Origin of the sequence: Variovorax glucosi, assembly GCF_051216695.1 — a bacterium.
Taxonomy (GTDB): domain Bacteria; phylum Pseudomonadota; class Gammaproteobacteria; order Burkholderiales; family Burkholderiaceae_C; genus Variovorax.
Map to the genome: position 1 here is coordinate 948,588 of NZ_JBPJZE010000001.1, position 13,276 is coordinate 961,863.

At 66.1% G+C, this 13,276-nt stretch carries 11 protein-coding genes; 6 read left to right on the plus strand and 5 right to left on the minus strand.

Going from position 1 to position 13,276, the window contains the following annotated elements:
* Positions 1 to 6: 6 nt before the first annotated feature.
* A complete protein-coding gene (locus tag ACSFA3_RS04545; protein WP_435504199.1) occupies positions 7 to 663 on the minus strand; it encodes a DedA family protein in 657 nt (218 codons plus the stop codon).
* Positions 664 to 739: 76 nt separating this feature from the next.
* Between ACSFA3_RS04545 and mutL the strand changes: the two genes are divergently transcribed.
* From mutL to ACSFA3_RS04565, 4 genes are all read left to right on the plus strand, one after another.
* Positions 740 to 2,623 carry a DNA mismatch repair endonuclease MutL gene (gene mutL / locus ACSFA3_RS04550; protein ID WP_435504200.1) on the plus strand — a complete coding sequence of 628 codons (1,884 nt, stop codon included), beginning with the start codon at positions 740 to 742 and terminating at the stop codon, positions 2,621 to 2,623.
* A gap of 142 nt (positions 2,624 to 2,765) precedes the next feature.
* Positions 2,766 to 3,659 (plus strand): alpha/beta hydrolase, encoded by an 894-nt coding sequence (locus ACSFA3_RS04555; protein ID WP_435504201.1) that lies wholly within the window; start codon positions 2,766 to 2,768, stop codon positions 3,657 to 3,659.
* A 22-nt stretch (positions 3,660 to 3,681) separates the two neighbouring features.
* Positions 3,682 to 4,674: a tRNA (adenosine(37)-N6)-dimethylallyltransferase MiaA gene (gene miaA / locus ACSFA3_RS04560; RefSeq protein ID WP_435504202.1), complete on the plus strand. Its 993-nt coding sequence runs from the start codon at positions 3,682 to 3,684 to the stop codon at positions 4,672 to 4,674.
* Positions 4,671 to 5,336 carry an ABC transporter ATP-binding protein gene (locus ACSFA3_RS04565; RefSeq protein ID WP_435504203.1) on the plus strand — a complete coding sequence of 222 codons (666 nt, stop codon included), beginning with the start codon at positions 4,671 to 4,673 and terminating at the stop codon, positions 5,334 to 5,336. The genes miaA and ACSFA3_RS04565 overlap by 4 nt, the downstream gene beginning before the upstream one ends.
* Positions 5,337 to 5,352: 16 nt before the next feature.
* Here the strand turns inward: ACSFA3_RS04565 and ACSFA3_RS04570 are convergent, their stop codons facing one another.
* Positions 5,353 to 6,321: a threo-3-hydroxy-L-aspartate ammonia-lyase gene (locus ACSFA3_RS04570; protein WP_435504204.1), complete on the minus strand. Its 969-nt coding sequence runs from the start codon at positions 6,319 to 6,321 to the stop codon at positions 5,353 to 5,355.
* Between the two features lie 40 nt (positions 6,322 to 6,361).
* Between ACSFA3_RS04570 and ACSFA3_RS04575 the strand changes: the two genes are divergently transcribed.
* A complete protein-coding gene (locus tag ACSFA3_RS04575; RefSeq protein WP_435504205.1) occupies positions 6,362 to 8,941 on the plus strand; it encodes an ABC transporter permease in 2,580 nt (859 codons plus the stop codon).
* Positions 8,941 to 10,017: a lipocalin-like domain-containing protein gene (locus tag ACSFA3_RS04580; RefSeq protein ID WP_435504206.1), complete on the plus strand. Its 1,077-nt coding sequence runs from the start codon at positions 8,941 to 8,943 to the stop codon at positions 10,015 to 10,017. Before ACSFA3_RS04575 ends, ACSFA3_RS04580 begins: the two co-directional genes overlap by 1 nt.
* A 27-nt stretch (positions 10,018 to 10,044) precedes the next feature.
* On the opposite strand, the gene ACSFA3_RS04585 is transcribed toward ACSFA3_RS04580, so the two are convergent.
* From ACSFA3_RS04585 to ACSFA3_RS04595, 3 genes are all read right to left on the minus strand, one after another.
* Positions 10,045 to 11,037: a branched-chain amino acid ABC transporter permease gene (locus tag ACSFA3_RS04585; protein WP_435504207.1), complete on the minus strand. Its 993-nt coding sequence runs from the start codon at positions 11,035 to 11,037 to the stop codon at positions 10,045 to 10,047.
* Positions 11,038 to 11,050: 13 nt separating this feature from the next.
* Positions 11,051 to 11,926 carry a branched-chain amino acid ABC transporter permease gene (locus tag ACSFA3_RS04590; RefSeq protein ID WP_435504208.1) on the minus strand — a complete coding sequence of 292 codons (876 nt, stop codon included), beginning with the start codon at positions 11,924 to 11,926 and terminating at the stop codon, positions 11,051 to 11,053.
* A 106-nt stretch (positions 11,927 to 12,032) separates the two neighbouring features.
* Positions 12,033 to 13,235: an ABC transporter substrate-binding protein gene (locus ACSFA3_RS04595; protein ID WP_435504209.1), complete on the minus strand. Its 1,203-nt coding sequence runs from the start codon at positions 13,233 to 13,235 to the stop codon at positions 12,033 to 12,035.
* Positions 13,236 to 13,276: the final 41 nt, after the last annotated feature.

Here is a 13,276-nt window from a genome sequence, read left to right on the forward strand (position 1 = left end):
GTCCGATCAGGCCTTGATTGCTGCTTTTTCCGCCTTGCCGGCGCGCCAGGCACCGAAGATCGCGATCAGTCCCGGCACCAGGATCAGGCCCCAGATGATCTTTTCCAGATGCTGGCGCACGATCGGCAGATTGCCGAAGAAGTAGCCGGCGGTGCCGATGCCCATCACCCACAGGATCGCGCCGACGACGTTGAACAGCGTGAACTTGCCCCGGTCCATCGCGGCGACTCCGGCCACGAACGGCGCGAACGTACGGATGAACGGCATGAACCGCGCCAGGATGATCGTCACACCTCCGTAACGCTCATAGAACCCATGGGCTTGGCTGAACGCCCGCTTGTTGAAGAATCGCGAATCCTCCCACTGAAAGACTTTCGGCCCGATCTTGCTGCCGATCGTGAAGTTGCACTGATCGCCGAGGATGGCCGCCACCAGCAGCACCGTGCACGCGATCGGAAAGCTCATCAGTCCGATGCCGCAGAGCGCGCCGACGATGAAGATCAGCGAATCGCCTGGCAGGAACGGCATGACGACGACGCCGGTCTCCACGAAGACGATCACGAAAAGAAGCGCGTAGACCCACGGCCCATAGGCGATGACGAACGCTTCGAGGTGTTTGTCGATGTGGAGGATGAAGTCAAGGAGGAAGTGCACGATGTCCATGGCGCGCATTATCCCGGCGCCGCGACAGCCTTTTCCCTGAAAACGCCTCGAAGCTGCGGGTTCTTAGAATGTTCCGGTGAGCGCAATCCCGTCTTCCTCCCCCGATTTTCTGCCGCGTCGCCCAATCCTCGAGCTTCCCGACGAGCTGGTCAGCCAGATCGCCGCCGGCGAGGTGGTCGAGCGGCCGGCCTCGGTGGTGCGCGAACTGGTCGACAACGCGCTCGACGCAGGCGCGCGACAGGTCACGGTGCGGCTCTCGGCCGGCGGCGTCCGGCTGATATCGGTCGAGGACGATGGCCAGGGCATTCCGCGCGAAGAATTGTCGGTCGCGCTTCGCCGCCATGCCACCAGCAAGATCGCCAATCTGGCCGATCTCGAAACCGTCGGCACGATGGGTTTCAGAGGCGAGGCGCTGGCTGCCATCAATTCCATTGCCGAACTCACGCTGCATTCACGTGCGCGCGGCGCCGACGCGGCTTTTGCGCTCGACGGGCGAACCGGCGAGCTTCGCCAGGTCGCGCGCGCCGATGGCAGCACGCTGGAAGTGCGCGAACTCTTCTACGCTACGCCGGCGCGCCGCAAATTCCTGAAGACCGACGCCACCGAACTCGCGCACTGCATCGAAGCGGTGCGGCGCCACGCACTGGCCCGGCCAGACGTCGGCTTCTCGGTCTGGCACGAGGGCAAGCTGGTCGAACAGTGGCGCGCCGCCGCAGGCCGCGACCCGAGGCTGATCGATACGCTCGGCGACGACTTCGTGACCCGCAGCGTGGCCGTGGCGCACACGCGCGGCGCGGTTCGCGTGGAAGGCCGCGCCGGCATTCCCGATGCCGCCCGCTCGCGCGCCGACCAGCAGTTCTTCTACGTCAACGGACGCTTCGTGCGCGACAAGGTGCTGGCGCATGCCGTGCGCAGCGCCTATGAAGACGTGCTGCATGGTCAGCGCCAGCCGGTTTATGCGCTGTATCTGGAGATCGATCCGGCGCGCGTCGACGTCAACGTGCATCCAACCAAGATCGAAGTGCGTTTTCGCGACAGCCGGGAAGTCCACCAGGCGGTGCGCCATGCCGTCGAAGACGCGTTGGCCGCCCCGCGCGCCACCGACGCCGAAGGCACGCCGACGCCTTTCTTCACCCGCACACCTGCCGCCCCTGCGCCGACATTCGCCGCATGGACCCAGCCGCGCATGCATTTCGCCGCCGAGCGCGGGCCGGGCGACGAGGCGGCGATGTGGCCAAGCACGGCGAATCCGCCAGCCGGTGCGGCGCCGTTCGCGACGCGCGAAACAACCGAATTCCAGGAACTGCAGGAGGCGCAGCCTGTCGAGCCGGCTCCGACGAGATCGGCCGCGACCCATTCATCGTTCAGCGAACCCGTCTGGCCACTCGGCCGCGCCCTGGCGCAGTTGCAGGGCATCTACATCCTCGCCGAAAACAGCCAGGGTCTGGTCATCGTCGACATGCACGCAGCCCATGAGCGCATCGTCTACGAGCGACTCAAGACGCAGCTCGAAGGCGCATCGATCGCCAGCCAGCCCTTGCTGATTCCGGCGACTTTCGCAGCTACGCCGCAGGAAGTCGCCACAGCCGAAGCCTGCGTGAGCGTGCTGCAGGCGCTCGGTCTGGAAATCACGCCTTTTTCGCCGCGCACGCTGGCGGTGCGCGCGGTACCCGGCACGTTGGCCGACGGCGATCCGGTCGAACTCGCACGAAGCGTGCTGGCCGAACTGGCTCAGCATGACGCAAGCACTGTCGTGCAGCGCGCGCAGAACGAACTGCTCTCGACCATGGCCTGCCACGGAGCGGTGCGCGCGAACCGCAAGCTGACCGTCGATGAAATGAACGGCCTGTTGCGCCAGATGGAGGCCACCGAGCGCTCCGATCAGTGCAACCACGGTCGCCCCACCTGGCGCCAGCTCTCGGTGCGGGAACTGGACACCCTCTTTCTCCGCGGACGTTGAAGACCCGATATCCGACGGTTTGTAACCCCTTATTACTACTTTCTACGGGTTTCCGAGCGTCAGCGAAGAAACCGGCACGCACGTTGCATGTGTCTTGCCTATTGAACTTTCGGCTAAGCCGCCGGTCATTACGTCACCACGCATGAAACATTGGTCTTTGTTCGCCACCGCCACTGCCCTCCTCGCCTTGCTCGCGGGCGGCTGCTCGACGCTGGACGAACGCCAGCGGGAGTGGATTTTCCAGCCGAGCGATCGAAGCTGGGGCAACACCGAATCCCAGACCGAAGGCATGGAGCATGTCTGGATCGACTTCAAGTCGTCGGTGACCGGAGAGCCGGCCAAGCTGCACGGCCTGTGGCTCGGCGGCGCGCCCGAATCCGCCGACACGCCGGTGCTGCTATACCTGCACGGCGCCCGCTACAACGTCGCCGGCTCAGCACCGCGCATGCGCCGGATGCACGAACTGGGTTTTTCGGTGCTGGCAATCGACTATCGCGGTTTCGGCAAGAGTTCCGCCGGACTGCCGTCCGAGGAAACCGCGCGCGAAGACGCCCGCGCCGCCTGGACCTGGCTGGCCGCGCGCCATCCGGCACAGCACCGCTACATCTTCGGCCACTCGCTGGGTGGCGCGATCGGCATCGACCTGGCGGCGAACGTCAAGGACGAGAGCGGCGTGATCGTCGAGAGCACCTTCACCTCCATCGCCGATGTGGCGAGCAGCTTCAAGTGGGGCTGGCTGCCGTTCGGACCCTTCATCACGCAACGCTTCGAAGCCATCACGAAGGTGAAAGGCATCGATTCGCCGCTTCTGGTCGTGCATGGCACTGCCGACAGCCTGATCAACCCGACGCTGGGTCGCAAGCTGTACGAAGCGGCGACGGTGCCGAAGATGTTCGTGCTGGTCGAAGGCGGCTCGCACCACAACACCAATTCGATCGGCGCCGTGCAATACAGGGCGGCCCTGAATCAGTTGTTCCAGATGAAGCCGGCCACGCCGACGCAACAGGCTTCCAGCGACACCGGTCACGCGATCTGAGGCTTTTGCTAACCTCGGGCGCATGCCTCTTTCTCCCGCGCAGGCGGTCAGCTACATCGCCCTCGCCGGTCCTACCGCTTCCGGAAAAACCGCAGCCGCACTCGCCATAGCCAGGCAGTTGCCGGTCGAAATCGTCAGCGTCGATTCGGCGCTCGTCTATCGCGGCATGGACATCGGCACCGCCAAGCCCACGCCCGCCGAGCGCGCCGAAGTCACGCACCACCTGATCGACATCCGGGAGCCCAGCGAGTCCTACAGCGCCGCCGCCTTCGTGGCGGATGCCACGCGGCTGATCGGCGAGATCGCCGCGCGCGGCCGTACGCCGCTGCTCGTCGGCGGCACCATGCTCTATTTCAAGGCGCTGGCCGACGGCATCGACGCGATGCCGTCGGCCGATCCTGCGGTGCGCGCGATGCTCGAAGCCGAAGCGGCGATCCACGGCTGGCCGGCGATGCATGCCAGGCTGGCCGAAGTCGATCCGCCGACGGCGGCGCGGCTGGCGCCGAACGACAGCCAGCGCATCCAGCGCGCGCTGGAGGTCTGGCACGCTAGCGGATTGCCGTTGTCGCACTTCCATGCGGCCAGGTCCGAATCGAGCGCCGACGGCGCGCGGCCGAAAGCATCGGTGCTGCTGTCGCTCGAACCCACCGACCGCGCCTGGCTGCACGACCGGATCGCCATGCGCTTCGACGCCATGCTGCGCGATGGTTTCCTGGACGAAGCGAAGGCCCTGCGCGTGCGTGGCGATCTGAATGCCGACCTGCCTTCCATGCGCTGCGTCGGCTACCGCCAGGCCTGGGAAGCGCTGGATACCGCGGATGCGACCGGCGGCGCCATCGCGCTGGCCGACATCCGCGAACGCGGTATTGCCGCTACACGCCAGCTCGCCAAGCGCCAGATGACATGGCTGCGCAGCATGCCGCAGCGGCGCGTGATCGCCGCCGAAGCGCCCGATGCCATCGAACAGGTGGTTGCAGCGGCGATGGCGACCGCAATGGCTTCGGAGGTCGCATGACGCTCGTCATCGACAGGCTCGCCAAGCGCTACGCCGAATCGACGGTGTTCGCGAACGTTTCCATCGAAGTCGCGGGTGGCGAATTCGTCGCCATCGTCGGCGAATCCGGCGTCGGCAAATCGACGCTGCTGAACTGCATGGCCGGCCTGGACGACTGGGACTCCGGCCGCATCACGCACGATGGCACCGACATCGGCGCGCTCGACGCCGAGGCGCGCGCGATCTGGCGGCGCAGCCATGTCGGCTTCGTGTTCCAGGCATTTCACGTGCTGCCGCACCTCGACGTGGCGCAGAACGTGGCACTGCCGCTGATGCTGCTCGGCCAGCGCGATGCGGAAGCGAAGGCGCGCGTGGCACGCATGCTGGACGTCGTCGGGCTGGCCGGACTCGGTTCGCGCCTGCCGCAGCAACTAAGCGGCGGTCAGCTGCAGCGGGTCGCGATCGCGCGGGCGCTGCTGCATCGGCCGGCGCTGTTGCTGGCGGACGAACCGACCGGCAATCTCGACCCGACGACGGCTGCGAAGGTCATGGACGTGCTGCTCGCGCAGACGCGCGAGCACGGCGCGTCTCTGGTGCTGGTGACGCATTCCGACGCAGCCGCCGCGCGTGCCGACCGCGTGCTGCATCTGCGGGCGGACGGTGTCGAAAGTCGCGGCAGTTGAGCGGAGTCAAACAGTTTCAGCCGGCGAGCAATGCCGCGTAACGCGCCAGATCGACGTTGCCGCCGCTGACGATCACACCGACGCGCTGCCCCTTCAGCCCACCGCCTACCGCCATCGCGCAGGCTGCGGCGAACGCCAGGCAGCCGGTCGGCTCCACGACCATCTTCATGCGCTCTGCGAAGAAGCGCATCGACTCGACCAGTTGCGCATCGCTCACAGTGAGGATGTCGTCCACGTCGCGTCGGATGATGCCGAAGGTGTGGTTGCCCAGATGCTGCGTCTGCGCGCCGTCGGCGATGGTCTTCGGGGTGTCGATGTGCACGATGCGACCCGCGCGCAGCGACTGCTGGCCGTCGTTGCCGGCTTCGGGCTCGACGCCGTACACCTTGGCCTGTGGCGACAGCGCACGCGCCGACAACGCCGAGCCGCTCGTCAGTCCTCCGCCGCCAAGGCAGACGAAGAGCGCATCGAGCGGGCCGGTTTCCTCGAGCAGTTCGCGCGCCGCCGTGCCCTGGCCGGCGATCACGTCGGGATGGTCGTAGGGCGGAATCAGCGTCATGCCGCGTTCGGCTGCGATCTTTCGGGTGACGGCTTCGCGGTCCTCGGTGAAGCGGTCGTACTGGATGACTTCGGCACCGTATTCGCGGGTGGCCGCAAGCTTGGCGGCTGGCGCGTCGAGCGGCATCACGATCACAGCCGGCATGCCCAGGATGCGTGCCGACAGCGCGACAGCCTGCGCATGGTTGCCGGAGGAGAAAGCGATGGCACCGGCCTTCTTCTGCGCCGCATCGAACTTCGACAGCGCGTTGAAGGCGCCACGGAACTTGAAGGCGCCCATGCGCTGGAAGTTCTCGCACTTGAAGAAGAACTCGGCGCCCCAGCGCGTATCGGCCGTGGACGAACGGAGCACCGGCGTGCGGTGGGCATGGCCCTCGAGCCGCGCGGCGGCATCGACGACATCTTGGTAGGTAGGGAGTAACGTCATGCGCCGAGCTTAGCGCCGCCTGCCCCGGCACAATCGACCGATGCGAGCCCTGCTGTTCACCTTCTCCTGGCAGGAACTCCGCCACCATCCCTGGCGCAATGCGGCTGCCGTGGTCGCGGTCATGCTGGGCGTCGCGCTGGCTTTTTCCGTGCATCTGATCAACGCTTCGGCGCTGGATGAATTCTCCAGCGCCGTCCGGTCGGTTAACGGCCAGCCTGATCTCGAACTCCGCGCCGCCCAGGGCAGCTTCGACGAAGCCGTTTTCGCGCAGGTCGCGCGCAATCCGCAGGTCGCGCTTGCGAGCCCGGTCGTCGAGACGCTGGTGCAGATGCGCACGCCCTCCTCCCCACTGTTGCCATTGCGCATCGTCGGCATCGACGCGCTGGTGCTGCCAACGCTGGCGCCGGCGCTGATGCCGCAACCCGCAGACGGCGCGCCGCGATTCGCGATGTTCTCGCCGGGACAGGTTTTCCTGAACGCCGCGGCGCAGACGGCCGTCGGCGCGACCGCCACGCAGATCGAAGTACAACTCCCAGGCCGTCGCGAAACGCTGCAGATCGCCGGGCGCGTCGCGGCCGGCGGCGCGGCATTGGCTGTGATGGACATCGGCGCCGCGCAGGAACTGGTCGGTCGGCTCGGGCAGCTGTCGCGCATCGACCTGCGGCTGGCGACCGGTGCCGACCGCGCCGCCTTCATCCGCGCGCTGGAGAGTTCGCCCGGCTGGCCGACCAACGTGCAGATCGCCGAGCCGGGCGATGCGGCCGAACGCGTGAGCAATCTGTCGCGCGCCTACCGCGTCAACCTCACCGTGCTGGCGCTGGTGGCGCTTTTCACCGGCGCTTTCCTGGTGTTTTCGGTGCTGGCGCTGAGCGTGGCCAAGCGCGCGCAACAGTTCGCATTGCTCGGCGTGCTGGGGCTGACGCCGCGTGGGCGGCTCCGTCTGGTGCTGGCGGAATCTTTCGTGCTCGGCATCGTCGGCAGCCTGGCCGGGATCGCTCTCGGCACGGCGCTCGCCGCGTTCGCGCTGAAGGTACTGGGCGGCGATCTCGGCGGCGGTTATTTCGCCGGCATCGCGCCGACGCTGCGCTGGAGCGGCACCGCAGCGCTGGTTTACGGCGCACTCGGCGTGGCGGCTGCGCTGGTCGGCGGCTGGTGGCCGGCGCGGGCGGCGCAGTCGCTGCCCGAAGCGCAGACGCTGAAGGGACTGGGCGCAGCGCCGTCGGCATCGGGCGCGCGATGGTTTTCGCTGGCGCTGCTGCTGGTCGGCGTCGCACTTGCGAACGTGCCGCCGGTATTCGGAATTCCGCTCGCGGCCTATCTGTCGGTCGCGTTCCTGCTGGTCGGCGGCATCACGGCGCTGCCGACGCTGATCGCGCTGCTCTACGACCGCATCGCGCCGATCCTGTCGCAGCGCTTGCTGCCGATGCTCGCCATCGAGCGCGCGCGGCGAATGCGCGGCACTGCGGCAGTGGCGGTAAGCGGCGTGGTGGCGAGCCTCAGCCTGGCCGTCGCGCTGACCGTGATGGTCGCGAGCTTCCGCGATTCGGTGACGCAGTGGCTCGACGTCGTCCTGCCCGCCGACCTGTATGTACGCGCCGCCGGCACGACGGGCTCATCGACCGCCGCAGAAGCGACTTTCGCGCCCGCCTTCGTTCAGCAGGTCGCGCAACTGCCGGGCGTCGCGCGCACCGGCACGCTTCGGATTCGCTCGCTGCAACTCGACCCGTCACAACCTGCCGTCACGCTGATCTCGCGCGAGCTGGAGGATGGTCCTGCGCGCGCATTGCCGCTGGTTGGCGACGCGCTGCCGGTGCCCGACGGTCAGGTCGGCATCTACGTGAGCGAGGCGATGGTCGATCTCTACGGCGCGAAACCGGGAACGACCTTCGCGCCGCTGACTCGCGCGATGGCGAATGCGCAGGCTTCCGCGTCGCCCGCCGCTGCATCGCCGGTGTTCTTCGTCGCCGGTGTCTGGCGCGACTACGCACGCCAGTTCGGGGCGATCACGCTCGACACGCGAGATTTCGTGCGCCTGACCGGCGACCGCACCGTGAGCGATGTGTCGATCTGGCTCGAATCGAATTCTGCCGAAGCGCAAGTCCAGGACGCCGTGCGCGCTCTGTCGGCACGCACGCCCGGTCTCGGCCCCGACGCGATCGAGATGTCATCGGTCAGCCAGATCCGCGCGACGTCGCTGCGCATCTTCGACCGCAGCTTTGCGGTCACCTACTGGTTTCAGGCGGTGGCGATCGCCATCGGGCTCTTCGGGATCGCGGCAAGCTTCAGCGCGCAGGTGCTGGCGCGGCGCAAGGAATTCGGGCTGCTCGCGCATCTCGGCTTCACGCGCGCGCAGGTGCTCGCCATCGTCGCGGGCGAAGGCGCGGCCTGGACGGCCATCGGCGCAGTGGCGGGGCTGGCGCTAGGACTTGCGGTGTCGGTTGTGCTGGTGCGCGTGGTGAATCCGCAGAGCTTCCACTGGACGATGGACCTGCTGGTGCCGTGGCTGCGGCTCGTTGCGCTGTGCGCCGCGGTGGTCGCGGCCGGCACCCTGACCGCATGGCTTGCGGGACGTGCGGCCGCGGGTCGCGACGCCGTGCTGGCCGTAAAAGAGGATTGGTGATGAGCGATTCCGGTTTCCGCATGCACCGACGCAGCCTGCTGCTGGCCGCGCTGGCATCGACAGCAACAGGCGTTCTCGCGCTGCCGCCTCGCCCTCTGCAGTTTCCGCGCGACTTCGGCAGCCATCCCGACCTGCGTACCGAGTGGTGGTACATCACCGGCCATGCCGAATCCGGCGATCGCGAATTCGGATTCCAGCTGACTTTCTTCCGCTCGCGCATCGACGGCACGCAGCAGATGAAGTCCGCCTTCGCCGCGCGTCAGCTGGTTTTCGCGCATGCGGCCGTCACCGATCTGCAGGGCCGGAAGCTCTGGCACGACCAGCGCATTGCGCGCGCGGGTTTCGACATCGCGGGCGCCGAGGAGTCCGATACGTCCGTGCGGTTGCGCGACTGGTCGCTGAGCCGCAAATCCGACACGGGTCGCTACACCGCCAGCCTGCCGTCCGACGATTTCGCACTGGCGCTCGACTTCGCGCCGACCCAGCCCGTTCTGCTGCAGGGCGACGCCGGTCTCTCGCGCAAAGGCCCCGATGCAGCGCAAGCCAGTTACTACTACAGCGAACCGCAACTCGCGGCCGGGGGACGCATCACGTTGCAGGGAAAAACCTTCGATCTGAAGTCGGGAACCGCGTGGCTCGACCACGAATGGAGCGAAGCGCTGCTCCACCCGGAGGCCGTCGGCTGGGACTGGATCGGCATGAACCTCGACGACGGCAGCACGCTGACGGCCTTCCATCTGCGTCGCGCCGACGGCAACGCGTTATGGGCGGGAGGATCGTTCAGGCCGAAGGGCGGCGTGGCCCGCATCTTCAAGGCGGACGAAGTGCGTTTTGCCGCCCGACGCCATTGGAACAACCCGCAGACGAAGGCGAGCTACCCGGTCGAATGGGCCGTCGAAACGCCATCCGGCAACTTCACAGTCCACGCATTGCTCGACAACCAGGAACTCGACAGCACCGGCTCGACCGGCGCCGTCTATTGGGAAGGCTTGAGCGAGCTCCGCGACGCACAGGGTCGCCGCGTCGGCCGCGGCTACCTGGAAATGACGGGCTACGCCGCGAAACTCCGGATGTAGCAGCGCGGCAGGCGCATCTCCGGCATGTCAGCGCGCCGAGTCGCGGCTGCGCATGCGGTCGATGAAGGCGATGATCTCGCCCATGATTCCCTTGCGGAACGCCAGCACGCAGATCACGAAGATCAGACCTGTCACCATCGTCACCGATTCGCCCAGCGTGTTGAACCATTCGACGCCGGTCACACGTCCGAGGAAGGTGCCGAAGTCGCCGATCTTGTTCTCGAGCAGCACCACGACCGCCGACCCGACCAGCGGACCCGACAGCGTGCCGAGACCGCCGACCAGCGTCATCAGGATGACCTGGCCCGACGCAGTCCAGTGCACGTCCGAGAGTGTCGCGAAGCCGAGCACCAGCGTCTTCAGCGAACCGGCGAGCCCGGACAGCGCCGCAGACAGCACGAAGGCGAGCAGCTTGAACCGGGCCACGTCGTAGCCCAGCGACAGCGCACGCGGTTCGTTCTCCTTGATGCCCTTCAGCACCTGGCCGAACGGCGAATGAATCGTCCGCACGATCAGCAGGAAAGCCAGCACCACCACCACCAGTGCGAAGTAGTACATCGTCAGGTCGTTCGACAGGTCGATCAGCCCAAACAGCTTGCCGCGCGGCACGCCCTGCAGCCCGTCTTCGCCACCGGTGAATTTCGCCTGCAGCGCAACGAAGAACATCATCTGCGCGAGCGCCAGCGTGATCATCGCGAAGTAGATGCCCTGCCGGCGGATAGCGAGCACACCGAAGAGCCAGCCCATCAGAGCGCCGGCCAGCGTGCCGGCAAGCAGGCCGACCTCGGGCGTGAAGCCCAGAGACTTCATGCCGTAGCCTGCGACGTAGGCGGAGCCGCCGAGAAAAGCCGCGTGACCGAAAGACAGCAGGCCGGTGTAGCCCAGCAGCAGGTTGAACGCCGATGCGAAGAGCGCGAAGCACATGAGCTTCATCACGAACACCGGGTAGGCACCGAAGAACGGCGCCACGATGAGTCCGACTAGCAATAGCGCGTAGATGACGAGAGATAGTTTTTTCATGCTGCGGCCCGCATCACTTTTCTTTGCCGAACAGGCCGGCGGGACGGATGAGCAGCACGATCACCATGATGAGGAACACCACTGTCGAAGAAGCTTCGGGGTAGATGACCTTGGTCAGACCCTCGACGATACCGAGGCCGAGACCGGTGAGGATCGCGCCCATGATCGAACCCATACCGCCGATCACGACCACCGCGAACACCACGATGATCAGGTTCTGTCCCATCAGCGGCGATACCTGGATCACCGGTGCGGCCAGCACGCCGGCGAATGCAGCGAGCGCACAGCCGAACGCATAGGTCAGCGTGATCATCAGCGGCACGTTGACGCCGAAAGCCTCGACCAGCCGGGGGTTCTCGGTTCCGGCGCGCAGATAGGCGCCCAGCCGGGTCTTCTCGATCACGAACCAGGTCGCGAAGCAGATCACCAGCGACGCGACGACGACCCAGGCGCGGTAGTTCGGCAACACCATGAAGCCGACGTCGGTTGCGCCGGAAAGCGCGTCGGGCGCGTCGTAGGACAGCCCCGATACACCGTAGACCGAGCGGAACGCGCCCTCGATCAGCAGTGTCAGCCCGAGCGTCAGCAGCAGGCCGTAGAGATGGTCGAGCTTGTAGATCCAGCGCAGCAGGAAGCGTTCGATCAGCACGCCGAACAGCCCGACGATCACCGGCGCCACAAGCAGCATCACCCAGTAGTTGATGCCCAGATATTCCATCGCCATCCAGCTGAGGATGGCGCCCATCATGAACAGCGCGCCATGCGCGAAGTTGATGACGTTGAGCAGCCCGAAGATCACGGCCAGTCCCAGGCTCAGGATCGCGTAGAACGAGCCGTTGACCAGCCCCAGCAGGAGCTGGCTGAGCAAGGCGGGAAGAGAGATATTCATAGTCGAAAGAGGAGATTCACTTCACCGACAACACCGTGGAACGGGCGCTGCCCGGCAGCTGGTGTTGCCCCGGGAAGAAGTGCGCAAGGATGTGGGCAAGCAACGATCACTTCCATAACGCGCACCTGCTCTCCGCCTTGGTCGTGAAGACGTCTTCGCCTTTCAATCTGGAGACCACCTTGTAGTAGTCCCACGGCACCTTGGACTCGGCGGGCGATTTCACCTGCATGAGGTACATGTCGTGCACGAATCGACCATCGGCACGCACCGTTCCCTTGGCATAGAAATCATCGATGGGCGTCTTCTTGATGTGTTCCATGACCGTGTCGGCATCCGTCGTCTTCACCGCCTGCAGCGCCTTCAGGTAGGTCGTGGTCGCGGAGTAGTCGGCGGCCTGGATGTCGGTGGGCATGCGCTTGGTCTTGTCGAAGAAACGCTTGCCGAACGCGCGTGTACGGTCGTCGAGGTTCCAGTCCCAGCTGGTCGTCAGCAGCAGACCTTCGGTGTTCTTCAGGCCGAGGCTGTGGATGTCGCTGAGGAACACCAGCAGGCCGGCGGTCTTCATGGTCTTGTTGATGCCGAACTCCCGCGCCGCCTTGATCGCATTGATGGTGTCGCCACCTGCGTTGGCCAACCCCAGGATCTGTGCCTTGGAGTTCTGCGCCTGCAGCAGGAAGGACGAGAAGTCCGGCGCATTCAGCGGGTGCCTGACGCTTCCGGCCACCGTGCCGCCGGCCGCCTTCACGACCTTGGTCGTGTCGGCCTCCAGCGCCTGCCCGAAGGCATAGTCGGCGGTCAGGAAGAACCAGCTGTTGCCGCCCTGCGCGACGATGGCGCCGCCCGTGCCTTTGGCCAGCGCGACGGTGTCGTAGGCGTAATGGATCGTGTAGGGCGTGCACTGCTCGTTGGTGAGCTGCGACGCGCCCGCGCCATTGACGAAATAGACCCGCTTCTTCTCCGCGGCGACCTTTGCGAGCGCCAGCCCGACGCCGGAATTGGAACCGCCGAAGAGCATCGTCAGGCCCTGCGTGTCGATCCACTCGCGTGCCTTGCTCGCGGCGATATCGGGCTTCTGCTGATGATCGAGCGTGAGCAATTCGATCGGCATGCCGTTCACCTTGCCGCCGAAGTCGTCGATCGCCATCTGGATCGCGACCGCACCGTTCTTGCCTTCGACATCGGCGTAATTGCTCGACATGTCGGTGATGAAGCCGATCTTCACCCTGTCCGGCGCCGGCTGCGCCTGGACGGCACCGGCCGCCAGCGCGACGGCGATCGAAACAGCGGAAAGATTAGCGATGGTTCTCATGATCGTGCGATTCGAAAAGTTGGCGGTGTATTTACCGGTGT

Excerpts from the sequence above, each read along its gene's own strand:
- ACSFA3_RS04545 (WP_435504199.1), bottom strand. The coding sequence starts at position 663 with ATGGACATCGTGCACTTCCTCCTTGACTTCATCCTCCACATCGACAAA.
- ACSFA3_RS04555 (WP_435504201.1), top strand. The coding sequence starts at position 2,766 with ATGAAACATTGGTCTTTGTTCGCCACCGCCACTGCCCTCCTCGCCTTG.
- miaA (WP_435504202.1), top strand. The coding sequence starts at position 3,682 with ATGCCTCTTTCTCCCGCGCAGGCGGTCAGCTACATCGCCCTCGCCGGT.
- ACSFA3_RS04565 (WP_435504203.1), top strand. The coding sequence starts at position 4,671 with ATGACGCTCGTCATCGACAGGCTCGCCAAGCGCTACGCCGAATCGACG.
- ACSFA3_RS04570 (WP_435504204.1), bottom strand. The coding sequence starts at position 6,321 with ATGACGTTACTCCCTACCTACCAAGATGTCGTCGATGCCGCCGCGCGG.
- ACSFA3_RS04575 (WP_435504205.1), top strand. The coding sequence starts at position 6,362 with ATGCGAGCCCTGCTGTTCACCTTCTCCTGGCAGGAACTCCGCCACCAT.
- ACSFA3_RS04580 (WP_435504206.1), top strand. The coding sequence starts at position 8,941 with ATGAGCGATTCCGGTTTCCGCATGCACCGACGCAGCCTGCTGCTGGCC.
- ACSFA3_RS04585 (WP_435504207.1), bottom strand. The coding sequence starts at position 11,037 with ATGAAAAAACTATCTCTCGTCATCTACGCGCTATTGCTAGTCGGACTC.
- ACSFA3_RS04590 (WP_435504208.1), bottom strand. The coding sequence starts at position 11,926 with ATGAATATCTCTCTTCCCGCCTTGCTCAGCCAGCTCCTGCTGGGGCTG.
- ACSFA3_RS04595 (WP_435504209.1), bottom strand. The coding sequence starts at position 13,235 with ATGAGAACCATCGCTAATCTTTCCGCTGTTTCGATCGCCGTCGCGCTG.